Source organism: Mesorhizobium sp. WSM4841 (genome assembly GCF_055811515.1).
Genome location: NZ_JBVVQC010000025.1, coordinates 86,442 through 103,505, shown reverse-complemented (window position 1 = coordinate 103,505; position 17,064 = coordinate 86,442). Strand labels below are relative to the sequence as shown.

The 17,064-nt window shown below is 60.2% G+C and carries 22 protein-coding genes; 9 read left to right on the top strand and 13 right to left on the bottom strand.

Features of this window, described 5'->3' with window-relative positions; genetic code table 11:
- Positions 1-958, top strand: a 958-nt coding sequence (locus AC0L14_RS25000; RefSeq protein WP_473751057.1) for a MipA/OmpV family protein, incomplete at its 5' end; no start/stop codon positions are given.
- A 251-nt stretch (positions 959-1,209) separates the two neighbouring features.
- Positions 1,210-1,332 (top strand): hypothetical protein, encoded by a 123-nt coding sequence (locus AC0L14_RS24995; RefSeq protein WP_473751056.1) that lies wholly within the window; start codon positions 1,210-1,212, stop codon positions 1,330-1,332.
- 543 nt (positions 1,333-1,875) lie between these two features.
- Here AC0L14_RS24995 and AC0L14_RS24990 read toward each other — a convergent pair.
- The 12 genes from AC0L14_RS24990 to AC0L14_RS24935 all read right to left on the bottom strand — a co-directional run bounded on the left by AC0L14_RS24990 (position 1,876) and on the right by AC0L14_RS24935 (position 9,018).
- Positions 1,876-2,178 (bottom strand): hypothetical protein, encoded by a 303-nt coding sequence (locus AC0L14_RS24990; protein WP_473751055.1) that lies wholly within the window; start codon positions 2,176-2,178, stop codon positions 1,876-1,878.
- Between the two features lie 293 nt (positions 2,179-2,471).
- Complete coding sequence (locus AC0L14_RS24985; protein ID WP_473751054.1) at positions 2,472-3,146, bottom strand: hypothetical protein; 675 nt, start codon at positions 3,144-3,146, stop codon at positions 2,472-2,474.
- Between the two features lie 11 nt (positions 3,147-3,157).
- Positions 3,158-3,352, bottom strand: coding sequence for a hypothetical protein (locus tag AC0L14_RS24980; RefSeq protein ID WP_473751053.1), 195 nt, complete (start codon positions 3,350-3,352; stop codon positions 3,158-3,160).
- A 118-nt stretch (positions 3,353-3,470) separates the two neighbouring features.
- Positions 3,471-4,553 (bottom strand): hypothetical protein, encoded by a 1,083-nt coding sequence (locus tag AC0L14_RS24975; protein ID WP_473751052.1) that lies wholly within the window; start codon positions 4,551-4,553, stop codon positions 3,471-3,473.
- Complete coding sequence (locus AC0L14_RS24970) at positions 4,462-4,869, bottom strand: hypothetical protein (protein ID WP_473751051.1); 408 nt, start codon at positions 4,867-4,869, stop codon at positions 4,462-4,464. Before AC0L14_RS24970 ends, AC0L14_RS24975 begins: the two co-directional genes overlap by 92 nt.
- A complete protein-coding gene (locus tag AC0L14_RS24965; RefSeq protein WP_473751050.1) occupies positions 4,866-5,243 on the bottom strand; it encodes a hypothetical protein in 378 nt (125 codons plus the stop codon). The genes AC0L14_RS24970 and AC0L14_RS24965 overlap by 4 nt, the downstream gene beginning before the upstream one ends.
- A gap of 71 nt (positions 5,244-5,314) precedes the next feature.
- Positions 5,315-5,638, bottom strand: a complete 324-nt coding sequence (locus AC0L14_RS24960; protein WP_473751049.1) for a hypothetical protein — start codon at positions 5,636-5,638, stop codon at positions 5,315-5,317.
- Positions 5,635-6,402: a helix-turn-helix domain-containing protein gene (locus AC0L14_RS24955; protein WP_473751048.1), complete on the bottom strand. Its 768-nt coding sequence runs from the start codon at positions 6,400-6,402 to the stop codon at positions 5,635-5,637. The genes AC0L14_RS24960 and AC0L14_RS24955 overlap by 4 nt, the downstream gene beginning before the upstream one ends.
- Positions 6,403-6,828: 426 nt before the next feature.
- Positions 6,829-7,020 carry a hypothetical protein gene (locus AC0L14_RS24950; protein WP_473751047.1) on the bottom strand — a complete coding sequence of 64 codons (192 nt, stop codon included), beginning with the start codon at positions 7,018-7,020 and terminating at the stop codon, positions 6,829-6,831.
- Positions 7,017-7,217 (bottom strand): helix-turn-helix transcriptional regulator, encoded by a 201-nt coding sequence (locus AC0L14_RS24945; protein ID WP_473751046.1) that lies wholly within the window; start codon positions 7,215-7,217, stop codon positions 7,017-7,019. The genes AC0L14_RS24950 and AC0L14_RS24945 overlap by 4 nt, the downstream gene beginning before the upstream one ends.
- A gap of 96 nt (positions 7,218-7,313) precedes the next feature.
- Complete coding sequence (locus AC0L14_RS24940) at positions 7,314-7,790, bottom strand: hypothetical protein (RefSeq protein ID WP_473751045.1); 477 nt, start codon at positions 7,788-7,790, stop codon at positions 7,314-7,316.
- Positions 7,783-9,018, bottom strand: a complete 1,236-nt coding sequence (locus AC0L14_RS24935) for a tyrosine-type recombinase/integrase (protein WP_473751044.1) — start codon at positions 9,016-9,018, stop codon at positions 7,783-7,785. Before AC0L14_RS24935 ends, AC0L14_RS24940 begins: the two co-directional genes overlap by 8 nt.
- A gap of 501 nt (positions 9,019-9,519) precedes the next feature.
- Here AC0L14_RS24935 and AC0L14_RS24930 point away from each other — a divergent pair.
- The 4 genes from AC0L14_RS24930 (at position 9,520) to AC0L14_RS24915 (ending at position 12,872) form a co-directional block, all read left to right on the top strand.
- Entirely contained in the window at positions 9,520-10,488 is a 969-nt protein-coding gene (locus AC0L14_RS24930; RefSeq protein ID WP_473751043.1) for a helix-turn-helix domain-containing protein, read from the top strand.
- Positions 10,489-10,635: 147 nt separating this feature from the next.
- Positions 10,636-12,153, top strand: a complete 1,518-nt coding sequence (adh, locus tag AC0L14_RS24925) for an aldehyde dehydrogenase (protein WP_473751042.1) — start codon at positions 10,636-10,638, stop codon at positions 12,151-12,153.
- A 68-nt stretch (positions 12,154-12,221) separates the two neighbouring features.
- Positions 12,222-12,560, top strand: a complete 339-nt coding sequence (locus AC0L14_RS24920; protein WP_473751041.1) for a DUF779 domain-containing protein — start codon at positions 12,222-12,224, stop codon at positions 12,558-12,560.
- Positions 12,561-12,656: 96 nt separating this feature from the next.
- On the top strand, positions 12,657-12,872 hold the full coding sequence (locus tag AC0L14_RS24915; protein WP_473751040.1) for a DUF1858 domain-containing protein: 216 nt from the start codon (positions 12,657-12,659) through the stop codon (positions 12,870-12,872).
- Here AC0L14_RS24915 and AC0L14_RS24910 read toward each other — a convergent pair.
- Entirely contained in the window at positions 12,869-13,573 is a 705-nt protein-coding gene (locus AC0L14_RS24910; RefSeq protein WP_473751039.1) for a Crp/Fnr family transcriptional regulator, read from the bottom strand. The genes AC0L14_RS24915 and AC0L14_RS24910 overlap by 4 nt on opposite strands.
- Before the next feature lie 232 nt (positions 13,574-13,805).
- On the opposite strand from AC0L14_RS24910, the gene AC0L14_RS24905 reads away from it, so the two are divergent.
- The 3 genes from AC0L14_RS24905 (at position 13,806) to nirK (ending at position 17,010) form a co-directional block, all read left to right on the top strand.
- On the top strand, positions 13,806-15,008 hold the full coding sequence (locus tag AC0L14_RS24905; RefSeq protein WP_473751038.1) for an NnrS family protein: 1,203 nt from the start codon (positions 13,806-13,808) through the stop codon (positions 15,006-15,008).
- A 157-nt stretch (positions 15,009-15,165) separates the two neighbouring features.
- Complete coding sequence (locus tag AC0L14_RS24900) at positions 15,166-15,612, top strand: pseudoazurin (RefSeq protein WP_473751037.1); 447 nt, start codon at positions 15,166-15,168, stop codon at positions 15,610-15,612.
- Positions 15,613-15,906: 294 nt separating this feature from the next.
- Positions 15,907-17,010, top strand: coding sequence for a copper-containing nitrite reductase (gene nirK / locus AC0L14_RS24895; protein ID WP_473751036.1), 1,104 nt, complete (start codon positions 15,907-15,909; stop codon positions 17,008-17,010).
- Positions 17,011-17,064: the final 54 nt, after the last annotated feature.

The following is a 17,064-nucleotide window of genomic DNA, read 5'->3' as shown; positions in this document are numbered from 1 at the left end:
TTTAAGCTATGCCTCGATCTGTTCGCCCACGAACTCCAAAATTCGGCCACACGACGCGGTTGCTGATATTCACTATGCCAATTTCGCTTGCAGCATCTTGGTTGATACTTCACCATGCAGTGGAACGATTTCTAGCGTCCGAAGGTGGAAGGTTTTGATCAAAATTGGCCTCAGCGTGGTTGCTGCAACCGTACTCCTTGTGACGCGCGCCTGGTCAGCCGACAATTCAGGAGTGGATCAGGCGCCGCAGACTGATGTCGACGTTGTCATTGAACTCGGCCTTGGCGGAATAATTCAGCCTGAATACGAAGGTTCAAAGGATTATGAGATTTGGCCGTGGCCAGTGATCGGCTTCGGCTATCTCGCCATCCCCGGTTTGTTTGCAATCGGTAGCCCAGAGGCTCAGGCAGGCGGATTCGCGATCGGTCCGTCCTTCAACTACACCTCTGATCGGGACGTCAGCGATGATCCAGACCTGTCCGGGCTTGATGATGTCGACGCTACATTCGAAGCTGGTTTGCGGGCCAGCTATGAATGGACCAACGCGGAGGTTTGGGGAGAGGCTCGCTATGCTTTCGGGGGTGCTGACGGTGTCGTGGGTGAATTCGGCGTGAACGCGGTGGCCCGGCCTACGCCTGAGCTCGAGCTCAAATTGGGACCTTTCGCGACAGTTGCTTCAGCCGACTATATGGACAGCTATTTCGGAGTTTCGGCTCGAGAATCCGCTAACACAGGCTTCAGAGTTGACGCCTTTGATCCAGGCGGTGGCTTTAAGAGCGTGGGTATCAGGGGGCTTGCAAGATATGAATTTCGGCCGACCTGGTTTTTGAACGCAAAGGCATCGTACAGTAAGCTTGTGGGCGACGCCGCCGATTCGCCGATTGTTAAGTTTGGCAGCGAAGATCAATTCGCTTTCGGCTTGAGTATCTCGAAGAGGTTCTCGTTCGACTTGTTCTAATACCTGGCGTCTGGGCCCGGCCGCATGATTGCGCGGTCAAATGGGGTTGTTCTTCAGGCTTCCTTAACAGCCGGCATAGCGGCCAGCATGGTTGTTTCAGTTCCCTTAGCTCTCGCTTGAATAAGCAAAGTGGAACATTCCGCCCCGGATCGCTGTTTCCTTTTCACCAGGAGGAACAGCCATGGCCGACGACAAGACCAAGCCGAGATTTCCGCGACCGCAACCGTGTCTCTGCCGATGAGAATTACGAGGTGGAGTATTTTGCCCTCGAGATGGGGATCACGCCGGATCAGGTCCGCGATCTGATCAGGACCATCGGCAACGATCGGGCTGCCCTGACAGAAGCTGCGAGGGCCCTGAAAGCGCAGAAATGAGACACCGGACAAACAACGAAGCCACAGGCTACCAGGGCAAGGACCACGACCGGCCAATCAAGCCCGAGGCGGAGCATTTTCGAGCATTGCCCCGTTTTGTGGACAGGACTTCGACAAGCGCGATCTTGGCCAGGTGCTTCATCATGCCGAGCCGGAGCACCGGCCGATTCCGGTAGAACAGTAGAGCCTCCTATTTGGTCAGGGAGATGGCATATGGGTCTGGTTTTTACTGGCGAAGAGGGAATCACTGAGCGGTTCGAGTTGTTGCTTGAAGCCTTGATGGAACAGAGCGTGTCCTCGTCGTGACATCGACCGAAGCGATCGCAGACTTCGGCTTTGATGCCGTCCGTGAAATGGCATCTAAAAAATACGATGCAGGGCAGTTGGACGAGATGGGCCGCGTTAGAGTTCTGACTAGCGACCTGCAAGGTAGGTAGCCCGCCACCGTGAGGCAGCGTGGCTTGTTCCATGGCGAGGTTGACCATGAAGGAAATCAGCTCCCTCAGGGCGCTGCCGCATGTGAGTTAAATGAGAGAAGGAAACTCAAGCACGCCATAGAAAGTACCAGCGAGCGATGGCGTACCCTACCACGCCCAACATTGAGAGCACATACAGAAACAGGAAAAACGGAACCACGGACGGTTGGCTGTCGAGGGCGTCAGCTTCTTCCCATTCCCCAACCAGATTGCGATCCCGCCTGGCCTCCGTGACCACCAAGCCGTCCGGCCCAATTTTACCGTCGATCTCTCTCGAAATTCTTTTCTTGATATCGGCTAGGATCACTGGATCCTCGGGCAGGTTGCCCGGAAACCCCTCAGGAAGATTGTCGCCATCGTTCTTGTCCATGGCGCCAACAATGTTCTCTGCCTCACTTATGTTCCAAGTTTCTAAAGTAAAATTTTGACCAAGACCCGATCCAACGGCGCGGGAAGGGAAAGGGCGGCTGTCGGGGAACGACACAATCAACCGTCAACCGGCCACCCAGACAAGCATCGGATCGGGCACGGTGACGTTGCCGGATTTAGGCGTCTTCGGCGCCGGTCGGGACAAAGCCGCCCATGCAGTGCCCCTCTGTATGAAAGGTGTAGGTCGTCATGCCGCCACCTTTTTGGCCGCCTGGAAGGCATAGGCCTGCATGATCAGTCTCCCTGCGCCGGATGGTGGAAATCGGCTTTGGACGGGACACCATTGGTTTGAGCGCGAACGCCGGCTCGGTTGTCGAGTGGGCCGCCAAGGCTGAGAAACGACAACAGCAGCGTGTCGGCCTGGATTGCCGGGCGGCTCAACCGTGCCGGGATAGACGCTCGCGGGCCTGCCATCGCCTCACGGCGAAGGGTCGTCAGGTTGATGCGCAGATCGGGACGCCTGGCCTTCTCGAACTCGCCGTCGGTCGCAAGCAGGGATCGCCTGAGAGCATCGCATTCGAACAGTTCGGCGCGCGCCTGCACAATGAGGCCATAGACCTTCTTCCACCGCTTCGAGAGGTCGGCGGCCTTGGCCTTCGCATCCTTGCCAAGCGCCTCGATATCGATTGCGGCCTCGTCTTGAGCAGCCTTGGCGCGGCGTGTTTCGGCGCCCTCAATCGCCTTTTCGATGAGCTCAATCTCGGAATTGCAGTCAGCGATCGACGCACGAACCTCGGCCAGGTCGCCATCGCCGAAGATGGCCTTGTCCTCGGCTTTGGCGAGTTCGGCTTTGCCGGTGATGGCCGCATTGAGGTCGGTATCAAGCGCGGAGATCACCGCGGCGAACTCGGCTGACGTGCGGGCGGCGTGCAGTGCCACGGAATGGGCGGACAGTAGCAGTGTCGTCATGGGTCTTTTCCTCATCTCGGGTTCGTCGGAAACCAGGCGTCGAGGTTTTCCCCGGCTGCCTTGCACATCTCGATCGCACGGCGCGGGTTTTCCCGGCAAAGCGCGGAAATGGCGCTGATGCTGACGATCTTGCCCTCGGCATCACGTTTGAACGGGTTCGAACGCTCGCGGCCATCAGGCCCGAACACATCGCCAATCGTGGTCATTTCCGGGCTCCTTTCGCGGTGCGAGCCTTTGCCTTGGCCACGGCTTGTTTTTGGGCTTTGCGCAGCTTGGCTGCATTGGCCGGCGCTGAGTTGGTTGATGCGGACATGGCGATCTCCTTTATCGGTAGTCAGAAAGCGGGTCGGTAAAGACGGGCTTCGGCTTCGGGCCGGAGTAGGTTGATCTAGGCCGACCGTCGGTTTCGTAGGCCTTCTCCAGCGCGCCAGCGGCGGCGTTGATCAGGTCGTCGTGACCGCCCGGAGGATGGTCGATCGAGTCCTTCCCTCGGGCAGCAACACGGCGTTCAAGGCCGACCAGCTGCGCAAGCATCTTCGGGTTATCGAGCAGGGAAACGAGGCCGGCGTTAATCAGGGGCAGCGTGTCCCGATAGATGTCGCTCCGGGTCTTGCCGCTGAGGATGTAGTTGATCCCATGGTGGCGGAATGCCTCGCGCGGCCACTCGCCGGCATAGCGGTCGCCATAAACCGACGTGATCTTGTAGGTTTTCATCAGCAGCGCGAACTCCTCGACTACCGCGGCCGGGTTGAACGGCGGCTTGATCTCGCGGATCGCGTCGAGAATGGCGGTCTTGCCCTCGCGGTGAGCGATGCCGAGCGTCATGGCATCGACAGCGCCGCCCGACGGGTCGACAAAGGCGGTGTATTCCCATTGCCGTTCGAAAGGCCTCTCGCGCATGCCGAGCTCGACACAGGCGTCTACAGAATCCCGGTCGACGAAGCTTTGAAGATCGGAACGGAACTGCGCGCCATACTCGGCCGCGGCAACGGCAGCATCCTCCTCGTACTTCTTGTCGATCTCCTCCTGAGGCACAGAGGGGTTCATGGTGCGCGTCGAGGCCTGCCAGACGAGCGGCGCAGCATCGTGGCCGTAGTGGCGCTGCCGGGCATCCCAGAGCACGCCACGGCGGGCGTAAGGGGATGAGGCGCACAAGAGCATCGCGTTCGGGATTGTCAGCATGGCGGGCCGCAGAGCGTCCAGAACCTCTTTGTCGGGGCTCGCACTGTCTTCCGAGCGCCAGAAGGCGATTTCGTCACACAAGGCAGCGGCAAGGGTGTAGCCGCGCACGGTGCGGAAGTTGGCCGTGGCCACCTCAATGGTGGTGAAGCCGGTAAGGTCGACGCTTTCCTGCGCCTCGCGCTCGATCCGCTTCTTGAGGGCGGGCCTGTTTACGGTCGGCGGCAATGACGAGGATGGTGGCACGCTCGCCAGGGGCGAGGAATTGGGTGTAGTCGCGGAAGCAGGCCAGGAAGACCGCACAGAGCGCCATCATGAAGGACTTGCCGCCGCGGCGGCCGATGATCAGCCAAGCCTCTTTGGCGGCTGCTGCAGGGGCGTGTTGCCGTGCAGTGCAAGCGGTGAAGATAGCCAACTGCTCGTCGGACATTGGAAGGCCGAACAGCGAGGCAAGGAAGGCACGCCAGGCCTGCCACGTCTCAACGTCGCGGAACCATGGCGCGAACAGCTTGGGATCATCCAGCGCGTCGAGCAGCGTCTTCATGCCGTGCGCCTGTAGGCGTCGAGGTGATCGGTGATGTCGCGCGCATCACGCTTCAAGCCCAGATCGGCGATGATCTGCCGTTGCGCCTTCACAAGCGCCTGAAACTCCATCAGGTCAGTCGGTTCACCAGATAGCCAGGAAGCGGCTGCATCCTCTCGCATGGCGCCAAGCATAGCCGCGCTGTCGACAAGTTCCTTCTGCATGGCGCTGAGTTGGTCGTCGCCGCCTAGATCCGAAGCGAAGGCCGAACGACGTTCGAACACTGCCCGAGCAGCCAGCGTGCGCCGGTCCAGATCGGCCAGCGTCTTAAGCCGCACCTTCCCGCCACCCTTCGTAGGGGATTCGCCTTCCATCTCGCCGGTATCTGCCGCCACTTTTCAGCTCCGATTTGAGCCGCCAATGTGCGCTGATTTGTACGTAAACGCAATGAACTTGGCGAAAACACTTATAAATCAAGGATCACTGGCGGAAATACCTCCGCCAAGGCCTCGAAACCGGCCGATTTGTCGCTTGTCGAGCGAGGGGAGAAAAAGAGCGCGCCTGAACGGTGTTTCAGGTAGCGGGAACGATCTGGTCCGCCATGAGTTAGTAGATCATGATGGACTCCATAGAACTCCACGGACGCGCGATGGCCGATGCTAGAGAGCGCATCAATCGGACCGAGCTCGCGCTTGAACGCACAGAAGAAATGCTGGCCGAGAACATCGCGCTGTGCGGCAGGATACGGCGTGTGGTCGAGGCCGCAGACCGCTTGGCCGCCGGCGGTCATGATGCGCCACCGACATCGAGAACACCGCCGATCTCTTCGAACAGTCTTCGGGCTCTGCCATAGTTGGCGTCGTCATTGGTCAGGGATGCAGTGTCGCCTACCAGCCCATCCAGCCATTCATGCCATTTTCGAAGATTGGTGACCTGTGCATTGGTGACCTGTGCCCCGGCCTTGAACGAGCGCTCGACCATTGCCAGAAGGGCGCCGACGCTTGTCGAGTTCACCTGCTCCTTGCCCCTTTTCCAGGGCGCTTCCGTCGATGACGCCGTTTCAACGGGATGTATTAAAACCGTTTCACGGGATCTATTATAGGTTTCACCTAATATATTTACACCAGTATCCTCTTGATAATCAACAGCTTTCTCAAAATCCTTGTTACCTATCGGGCCATTTTCGGCAACAGGGTTGTTACCTATCGAGGCTGAATTGGTAACAGCGTTGCTACCTATTCCAGCCTTCAGATAGAGGCCGTCGAACTCGGAATAGATCACCCGATAGACCCTGAGCCTGCCATTGAGTGGGTGCGGGCCGGCGGTGATATACTGCTTGCCGGCGAGCGTGCTGAGAGATCGCGACAGGCTCTTGATGTGGCAAGCGACGAGAGCGGCAAGACGGGGATGGCTGGCGTAACAGCCTATCCCGTTCGCCCCGAGCCGGTCGTGGGCTGCGAGTGCCATAAGGACCCGCAGATCCTCGCCGGTTAGCGTCTTGTCGCCCATCGCCCTCGCAGGGATCGGCGCATAGATAGGCTTGGGTTCGGCCATCAGTCACCACCCTGCCCTTTCTTATGCACGGCACGATGGTGCAACCGGTATAGCCAGTTGACCTGCATGGGCCTGTCATAGTCAGCATGGTGACCATCGGTGCCTTCGGCGCCGCAGACTTCGCATTTGCCCCTGACGATAAGACCCTTGCGCAGAGCCGATCGCAGCGCAGAGTGAGCCCAGAGCTCTTTCGGGTGCGAACTGTTCCATTTCGTCTGTGAGGAAACCTTCCTCATGAGCCCTGCCCTCCAAGTCGGGCAAGATCGACCACGACGCGAGCCGTAGGCGCCGGCAGATGACAGCGGCGGGCAATGGTCGCGATAGCGAAGTCCATTTGCAGAGAAGGAGATGCTGGGGTAAGTTCCGAAGGCTGCAAGACCTTTCGAAATGCCGCTCTCGGTTGCCAGACCGAGGGCGGTTTCGTTTTCAGGGTTTCGCATGGGCAGCCTCCCTTGCCTTCGATGCGACGCGGCAGGCCTCCACCGCTTCGGTGACGCTTAGGCCGAACCTTTCACGCAACAGCGGAATTACCGGCTGCGAGAGCCGATAGCGGGGGTTTTGGGCAAGCCAGTTGCCGGCGAGGTCGATGGCTTCGGAGTGCGAATGATCAAGGGTCATGCCGCCACCTCACGGCCTGCGGCGATCACCTTCTGCTGCCACTGAGCGACGTCTTGCTCAAGCCAGCCGCTTGAGCGAGGGCCGATCTTGACCGGTTTTGGAAATTCGCCCCTGGCAATTTTTGCGTAAAGCGTTGAGCGAGGATAGCCCGTGAGCTTCTTCAGCTCAGGGAAGCGGATGATGTTCTGGACTTCCATTTTTGGTTGCTCCTAGGCGTTATTGGACGCCTTAGGATGACCGAGCACATCGGCGGATTCATCGTTGGAAGGGTTTGCGCGAATGGGTCAAAGGGTTCAACCCACGCGCTTGTTGCCGCCCTTCATCGCATCTGGCGACCGCACAAACGTCGCCATGCTTTCGGCCTGGTTCGGCGAAATCGCTTGTCCATTCGGCAATCGTCGCCCGACAAAATACTCCTTGATTTCTTCCTTCCGCAGTCGGGGGTTCGGCGTGTCAGAGATTTTGAAATGCCGAACGGCGTCGAGCATCATCTGCATGAATGGCGAGAGATAAATGCCCTCCAGTGGGATGGCCGGTACTGGCACACTTTGCGCCTCAAGCCATTTGAACAAAGCCCGCCTGCTGACCTCTCGATCTTCGTTGCCGTTGAGGGATGGCATGAAGTCCGTCACCATGTGTCGCAGGTTGCGCGCCTCGATCTCGCCTATGGCAATAGCTGCCCGCAAATGGTTGCCGGCGTCCATATGGGAGAGATTGCGACGAACAGATACGAGCGCTACTGCATCCTCGAAAGAGAGCCAGTCAGACATGAGCGGCCTCCCGGATCGGAACGACGTTGCCGGCCTTCGCTGGAGGCGCCTCGCAATAGGCTGCCCAGTCGGCCATCAGACGGCGGCGCTTTTCCATAAGGTCGCCGCGGCGATAGGCGGCTTCGGTTTTATCGCTGACAGAGTGTGCCAGCGCCATTTCGAGCATTTCGTTTGGAAAGGCTGTCTGCTCCGCTGCCCAATCGCGGAACGTACTGCGGAAGCCGTGGACGGTCAGGTCAGGGCGTTCCATGCGGCGAAGCGTCATCAGCAGCGCCATGTTGGAAAGCGGCTGCCCCTTCTTGTCGCCGATAAACACGAACTCGGTATCCTTATCGCGCGGCAAACTGGCGAGAATTTCAAGAGCGCGCTTCGACAGCGGGACGCGGTGTTCCTTGCCGGCCTTCATGCGGTCGCCGGGGATGGTCCACAGGGCGTTGTCGACGTCGATCTCTGGCCAGCGGGCGCCGACGACCTCGCCGGTTCTGGTGGCCGTGAGAATCGCGAACTCCAGCGCCTTGGGGCTGATTCCTTCCATCTTGCGCACGTCACCAACAAAGGTGCCGATCGCGGCATAGGGAAGTGCGGCATGGTGCTTGACCTTGGCGACCTTGCTACGGGCAGGCAGCAGCTTGTCGAGATGCCCGCGCCACCGGGCCGGGTTCTCGCCCTGCCGGTAGTTCCGGGCAGTGGCCCAATCAAGAATGCTCTCGATCCGTCCCCTCACCCGCGTTGCCGTTTCTGGCTTTGTCGTCCAGATCTGTTCAAGCGCTTTCATGACCAGCCCGACATCGACACGGGAGACGGCGAGTTCGCCGAACACTGGATAGACATACGTTTCCAGCGTCGCCTTCCATTGGCCAGCGTGCTTGATGTTCTTCCACCCTGAGCGATGCGCCTTGATGTATTGGTCGGCCGCTTCCTTGAAGGACAGGACGGTTGCCGAGGCCGCCAGCTTCTCCAGCCGTTCGGCCTTGCGCTTCTCTATCGGGTCGTCAGCATCGAGGAGCTTGAGGCGTTGCTCTGCGGCACGATCTCGTGCCAGCTTTAGCGGCACGGTATGCACCGAACCTAAGCCCATCTTGCGCGGCTTCCCGGCCAGCATGTAGCGGAAGATCCACGACTTCGAACCGCCCTTGGCAATCTGGAGGTAAAGTCCGCCGCCATCGGCATATAGGCCTGGCTTGGTCTTGGCGTTGACGGCAGCGACGGACAGGCGGTTGATTTGCATTCGAACTCTCCTACGGACAGCTCTACGTACAACTTGCCGCTGGACTTGGCAAGACCCTGTTAGACGCCATTGGAGCTAAAATGCATGGAACGCAAGGGTTACAGCGCTGAAATCAGACACCCTTGGACGCCCTTGGATTAGGCGGAGACGGACGCTCTCTCCGCCACAACTACAAATAACCCATTGAAAAACAGATAGTTATATTTTCTCTGCGGCGAGACCCTCCATTAAACCCACCAATTATCTTCTGCACCAATTTCGCCACGTCCGTCTCTCGGGCTGTTCGCCGGCCGGAACGAGTCTGGGCAAGGGAAACTTTGCTCCTGATCAATGAACGCACGGCATTCTGTTGGTAGGCTGTCTCGATGAGGCAGCCATTGCTTGGCCAAGGATGGGCAAGAGGAAGATGCCCTCCTGCTTCTTTCGACGAATTGACTATGAGCTGATCGAACCGCAGATCAGTCAAATCGCGAGGGAAGAAATCAGGTTTGAGAGGATAGCATGGGCGAGGATCTATCCGGTCATCATGCCGACCGCATTCAGGCCGCGATCGCTTCGGACGCGGCGGCGAAGTCCGCGCTGGTTGCCTCCTGGCGACGGTCTTCCAGTTTGCATCGGCTTGATCCGACCGATTGCAGCCCGCCACGCTATCTGACAGAGGCGGAATTGGGGGAGGCCCGGCAACGCATTGAACCGCTCGTCCGGGCGGCCCAATCGAGCCTGGACCGGCTCTATCTTGCGGTGGGCGGTGTCGGATGCTGCGTTCTGCTCGCCGATCGTCACGGCGTGCCGGTCGAACGGCGCGGTGCGCCTGTGGATGACGAGACTTTTCATTCCTGGGGTTTGTGGACCGGCTCCGTCTGGAACGAAGAGAGCCAGGGCACCAATGGGATCGGCACCTGCCTGGTTGAACAGCGCGCGCTGACGATCCACCGCGACCAGCATTTTCACACGCGCAACACGGGGCTCAGTTGCACCACTGCACCGATCTACGATCATGAGGGGGATCTTGTAGCCGCGCTTGACGTCTCCTCCTGCCGGGCCGATCTGACCGAAGCCTTCGCCAATCTTATTTCGGTGGCCGTGGTCGACGCAGTGCGTCGGATCGAGGCGGAGAACTTCAGGATGGCCTTCCCCAAGGCGCGAATTCTTCTGGCGCCGGTGACCGACAAAGGTTCCGGCGCGCTGATCGCGGTTGATGTGGACGACCTTGTAGTCGGTGCGACCCGGTCGGCTCGCCTGGCGCTTGGAATTACGCAACATTGTCTCGACAAGCCGATGCCTGCGGCCGATCTGCTCGGTTGGGCCGAGAGCGGCCCCGAAGTTCTCGCCGAGGCGGAGCGCGGCGTTCTCCAGCGGGCGCTCGCTCGCGCAGACGGAAATGTCTCGGCTGCGGCTCAGGCGCTTGGCATCAGCCGCGCGACGCTTCATCGCAAGCTCAATCGCCTGGACGTCCACAGGTCGCACTGACCTTTTCGAATCCCCGCCTGACTGTCGCAATTCTGCGACACATCCCGCCCGGCCACTGTCCTCGGCACGGTGACAATAGCGGCGGAAAACGCAAGTCTCTCTTCCGAAGCGTCGCATCCCGCGACGTCAGCTTTGGGAGGAAGACACATGAACAAGGTTGAATTCTCACGCTCGGTCAAGGCGCCGTTCGACAAGCGTTACGGCAACTTCATCGGTGGCAAATGGGCCGAGCCACGCTCCGGCCGCTACTTCGAAAACTACTCGCCGGTGAACGGTCAGTTGCTGTGCGAAGTGGCGCGCTCTGATGCGCAGGACATCGAGGCAGCGCTTGACGCGGCCCATGCCGCCAAGGACGCCTGGGCCCGCACCAGCGTGGCCGAGCGGTCGCTCATCCTCAACCGCATCGCCGACCGCATGGAGGAAAACCTCGATCTGCTCGCGTGCGCCGAAACCTGGGACAACGGCAAGCCGATCCGCGAAACGACAGCGGCCGACCTGCCTTTAGCCATCGACCATTTCCGCTATTTCGCCGGCGCCGTGCGTGGCCAGGAAGGCAGCCTTTCCCAGATCGACGACGATACCGTCGCCTATCATTTCCATGAGCCGCTCGGCGTGGTCGGCCAGATCATCCCCTGGAACTTCCCGCTGCTGATGGCCTGCTGGAAACTTGCACCCGCACTTGCCGCCGGAAACTGCGTGGTGCTGAAGCCTGCCGAGCAGACACCCGCCGCCATTCTGCTGTGGGCTGATTTGATTGGCGATCTGCTCCCGCCCGGCGTGCTTAATATCGTCAATGGCTTCGGCCTCGAGGCCGGCAAGCCGCTCGCGTCCTCGCCGCGCATCGCCAAGATCGCCTTTACCGGCGAGACCACGACAGGCCGGCTGATCATGCAATACGCCAGCCAGAACCTGATCCCCGTCACACTGGAACTCGGCGGCAAGTCGCCCAACATCTTCTTTAGGGATGTCGTCGCCGAGGACGACGATTTCTTCGACAAGGCGATCGAAGGCTTCGTCATGTTCGCGTTGAACCAGGGCGAAGTCTGCACTTGCCCAAGCCGGGCGCTCATTCACGAATCGATCTACGACACCTTCATGGAACGTGCGCTGAAGCGCGTCGAGGCGATCGTGCAGGGCGATCCGCTCGATCCGGCGACGATGATCGGTGCCCAGGCCTCCTCCGAACAGCTGGAAAAGATCCTGTCCTACATCGACATCGGCCGCCAGGAAGGAGCCGAGGTACTAACCGGCGGCGCCCGCAACGTGCTGCCCGGCGACCTGGCGGGCGGCTATTACGTCAAGCCGACCGTGTTCAAGGGCCACAACAAGATGCGCATCTTCCAGGAGGAGATTTTCGGGCCGGTGGTTTCGGTCACGACCTTCAAGGACGACGACGAAGCGCTGGCGATAGCCAACGATACGCTCTACGGCCTCGGCGCCGGCGTCTGGACGCGCGACAGCAACCGTGCCTATCGCTTCGGCCGCGCGATCCAGGCTGGTCGCGTCTGGACGAATTGTTACCACGCCTATCCCGCGCATGCGGCTTTCGGCGGCTACAAGCAGTCCGGCATCGGCCGCGAGACGCACAAGATGATGCTCGACCACTACCAGCAGACCAAGAACCTGCTGGTCAGCTATAGCCCGAAGAAGCTCGGCTTCTTCTGATCGCCTCTTGGCTCACAGGCGCGGCTCCGCAGGGGGCCGCGCCCCACGAGCTGGAAATCGAAAAAGCCATGCATGAGAAGGTCACGGCAACGCCGGCAGCGCTTGAATTGATAGCGGAGATCGTTGCCGAGCACGGTCCGGTGCTGTTCCATCAGTCCGGCGGCTGCTGCGACGGTTCTTCGCCGATGTGCTATCCGCGTGCCGGCTTCATCGTCAGCGACCATGATGTGCTGCTCGGCCACATCGGCGAAACGCCGTTCTACATCGGTGCGTCGCAATTCGAGGCCTGGAAACATACCGACCTCATTATCGACGTGGTGCCTGGCCGCGGCGGCATGTTCTCGCTGGACAACGGGCGGGAGAAGCGGTTCCTGACGCGGTCGACGATCTGCGCCGTTCAACCGTGATGAGGGTGCATCGGGCTGTTTCCTCTTTGTCTCAGCGCAACGAGCATCCGGCGAAGCGGATGCAACATGTCCGCTTCCAAAGCGCGGACATGCAGCATGAAACACAAATTCAGCGACGATGCGACGATGGACGAAATCATGCGTAGGTCGCCGGCGGCCATCCGGGTCCTGCTCCAGCACGGCATGCTTTGCGTCGGCTGCCCGATTGCTTCGTTTCACACAGTTTCCGACGCGGCACGGGAGCATTACCTGAGTGAAGAAGAACTCCGTTGCGACCTGCTGGCGGTGATGAACGCTGGCGACCCGGATTAGCCTTTTTCTTCACGGCCCTCCGCGATTAGAAGGAGTCGGTGAGGTTCGACCACGGTCACCCGCTGGCGTCCGCTTTTGACCAATCCCTGGTCTTCCCATGCCGAGAGCAGCCGGCTCACCGTATGGAGCGTTGTTCCCGTCATCTCGGCAATGTCCTGGCGTGAGATCGGGAAGTCGATCAGGATGCCTTCCTCGGTCTTTTTGCCTGTCTGCTTGACCAGCTTGAGCAGCGCATGGGCGACGCGCTGATCCACCTGCTCGGTGGACATCTCGATGACGCGCGTATGGGCATCCTGCAGCCTGCTGCCCACGGCCTTGTAGGTGTTGGCGCTGAAACTGGGGAAATCGGCGGCGAACGCCGGCCACAGGCGGCTCGGCCAGGCAAGAACCACGCAATCGACGGCGGCTATGGCATTGGCCGGATAGGTGGTGCGGCCAAGCGCGTGGGCGATGCCCATCAACTCGCCCGGACTAATGTATCGAACCGTCACCTCGTGCCCGTCAGGCGTCGATTTGACGACGCGCACATGTCCGTCGAGCAGCAGGAAAAAGGAATGTGCTTCCTGCTCCTGCTCGAACACCGGCTGGTCCTTGGCAATCCTCAGTGATCGGGCCTGGCCGACAATACGGTCGAGATCCGTTGCGGCTATGCCTTCAAAGACAGACAGCCCGGCAATCAGCGAGCGATCGAGGCTACCCAACTCTATCTCCTCCGTTTTTTGGCGGCCGCCGGTGCACCCCGAGCCCGGTCAGAGAATGTCTCATGGGCGACCGGCGGGCGGCAAGGGGCGCTTCCGCCGCCCCCACCCTGAAAATTTTCAATCTTGTTTGCGCAGCGGCAAATTCCGTCTGTCCAGTCAGGATAGAACGACCGGCGTGGCAGGTCGACATGACCTGTCACGTCCGCCCGTAGCTTCCATTTCAGGGGATATCATGGCAATTCCACGCACACGGCCAAGCGGCTATCCGGCAGCCCTCTCTTACGGTTTCAGGCCATTTTTTCTGCTCGGCTCCCTGCAGGCCGGCGCGGCGATCCTGTTCTGGCTGCCTTTGTTCTACGGCAAGCTCGAAGCCTCCAGCGTCTTCTCGCCCGTGGACTGGCATGTCCACGAGTTGCTGTTTGGTTATCTGGCGGCTGTTGTGACGGGTTTCCTGCTGACCGCAATCCCGAACTGGACCGGACGTCTTCCCGTGCAGGGCCTTCCCCTGCTGGCGCTCGCATTGCTTTGGTGCGCGGGACGGTTTGCCGTCTTCTTTTCGACGGAGACAGGCTGGTTGCTCGGCGCCGTCATAGACTGTGCCTTTCTTCTCGCGGTTGTCGCCGCCGCCGCAACGGAAATCATCGCCGGCCGAAACTGGCGAAACCTCAAGGTTCTTCTGCCTGTGACTGCGCTTCTGGCAGCGAATATGACGTTTCATGCCGAGGCGAACTATCAAGGCGTGTCCGACATCGGCCGCCGCCTCGGTCTTGGCGCAGCGGTCGTCCTCATCATGATCATAGGTGGCCGCATTATTCCCTCCTTCACCCGCAACTGGCTGGCGCGCGAGCGACCGGGACGGCTTCCGGTCCCGTTCGGCAGGTTCGACGTGGCAGCGATCGCGCTTTCCACAGCCGGATTGACGGCCTGGGCCTTTCTTCCAGACAGTGCTGGCACCGGGGCAATGCTGATCCTTGGGGCGCTTCTCAATACCATTCGGCTTGCCCGGTGGGCCGGAGACCGAGCGCTGCGCGATCCTCTGGTGCTAGTCCTGCATGTCGCGTTCGCCTTCGTGCCGATCGGCCTCCTGATCGCCGGCCTCGCTGTCTTCGTGCCCGCGAAAGTGCCCGCAGTAGCCGGCATTCATGCGTTCGGCGTCGGAGCGGTGGCCTGCATGACGCTCGCCGTCATGACCCGCGCCACGCTCGGACACACAGGTCGCGAACTGCGGGCAGGCATCGGCACTTGTGCGATCTTTGTCGCGATCGCGCTTGCGGCCCTTTTTCGCATCGGAGCTGCATTCGCGCCGGCGCAAGCGATGCTCCTCGATATCTCGGCGGCGCTGTGGATCGCATCCTTCATCGGCTATGCGGGCTTGTTCGGCGGGATGCTCATTCGACCACGTTTGCAAGCGAGGCAGCCGAGAACCGCCGTTTGAAGGCCGGAGCTCGGCAGGAACCGGCTCCTTAGACGCGGCAGCTCTCTCCCATGCACATTTCGCACGCCAATTTGCGCCAGCGCAAATTCCCAAGTCTCCCAGTCACGTAGAAGAGCGCAACGGTTGATGCCGTGATGAACCAAGAAAGGATGTCCCCATGAAACTGCCACTGATCGCCGCGGCCGTCGCCCTGCTCTCCATCGCCGGTGCGGCAAATGCCGAAGAACATGTCGTGCAGATGCTGAACAAGGGAGAGAAAGGCTCAATGGTCTACCAGCCTGCTTTTGTTCGGGCGGCGCCTGGAGACACGATCAAGTTCGTGCCGACCGACAAGTCCCACAACGCCGAAAGCATCAAGGGCATGATTCCGGACGGAGCTGAAGCTTTCAAGGGCAAACCTAACGCGGAAATTGCTGTGACCGTGACCAAGGAGGGGGTCTATGGCGTGAAGTGCGCTCCACACTACGGCATGGGCATGGTTGCGCTGATCGTGGTCGGCAAGCCCGTCAACCTGGCAGCAGCGGAAGCCGTCAAGCAGGTCGGAAAAGCCAAGCCGGTATTCGCAGAACTGTTCGCCGAAGTGACCAAGACCGCCTCTAACTAACCTTCTTCACAGATCCCCTCCGGTTCGGCGGCCGGGGGGAAGGCCGGGTGGACCAGGGGAGAGGTCCAGCCCGGCCTATTTCATTGCCGATTTCATGCAGCAGAGCCGATGCCTCTAATGGGAGTTGCCCTTCTCAGGTGCGGCTTCCCATCCGGTTCGACGTCCACATTGGTACATGCGGTCTCCAAAACACAGAAAATTGCATCATCGTATTGGATTTGCGTTAGCGCAAAGACTTGGCCGGAGCCGAGACTATTCTGACGATAACGAATGGCCGAAACCAAGGAGATGGAAATGCTTACGAGACGCGAAGCTTTGTTGGGTTCTGTTCTTACCGCAGCCGCAGTCGCCGCCGTTGGTGCAATGCCGGCCGTGGCCAGCGCCAAGGATGTCGCCGGGCTGCCCCGTGAAAAGGTAACGCTGGTCCCGCCGCCGTTCGTCCATGCTCATGATCAGGTCGCCAAGGGCGGTCCAAGGGTCGTCGAATTCATCATGACGATCGAGGAGAAGCCGGTGGTCATCGACGCCGACGGCACGCAGCTCAATGCAATGACCTACAACGGCTCGATTCCCGGTCCTCTGATGGTCGTGCATGAAGGCGACTATATCGAGCTCACGCTCGTCAACCCCGACACCAATACCCTCGCCCACAACATCGATTTCCACGCCGCCACCGGCGCGCTTGGCGGTGGCGAATTGACGCTGGTCAATCCGGGCGAACAGGTCACGCTGCGCTTCAAGGCTACCCGGAGCGGAACGTTCGTCTACCACTGCGCACCCGGCGGCGCGATGATCCCATGGCACGTGGTCTCGGGCATGAGCGGAGCGGTGATGGTGCTGCCGCGCGATGGCCTCAAGGACGACAAGGGCAGGCCGGTCCGCTACGACCGCATCTATTACATCGGCGAGAACGATTTCTACATCGCGCGCGACGAGCAAGGGCAATTCAAGAAGTACGACTCGGCCGGCGACAGCTACGACGAGACCATGAAGCTCATGCGCGGGCTGATCCCGACGCATGTCGTGTTCAACGGCAAGGCCGGTTCGCTAACCGGCGACAATGCCATGAAGGCGAAGGTCGGCGAAACGATATTGATCGTTCATTCGCAGGCCAACCGCGACACGCGTCCGCACCTGATCGGCGGTCATGGCGACTTTGTCTGGGAACATGGCAAGTTCGCCAACCCTCCGGCCAAGGATCTGGAAACCTGGTTCATCCGCGGCGGGTCGGCTGGCGCGGCGCTCTACACCTTCTTGCAGCCGGGCATCTACGCCTATGTGAACCATAATCTGATCGAGGCCGTCGAACTCGGTGCGACCGCGCATTTCACGGTCGAGGGAAACTGGGACGACGATCTGATGATGCAGGTCGAAGCACCCAAGGCAATTGCCTCGTAAACGGGAGATCGATCCTCAGTGCAGCCCTGCGGCGAAGCCAAGGGGTTGCAATCG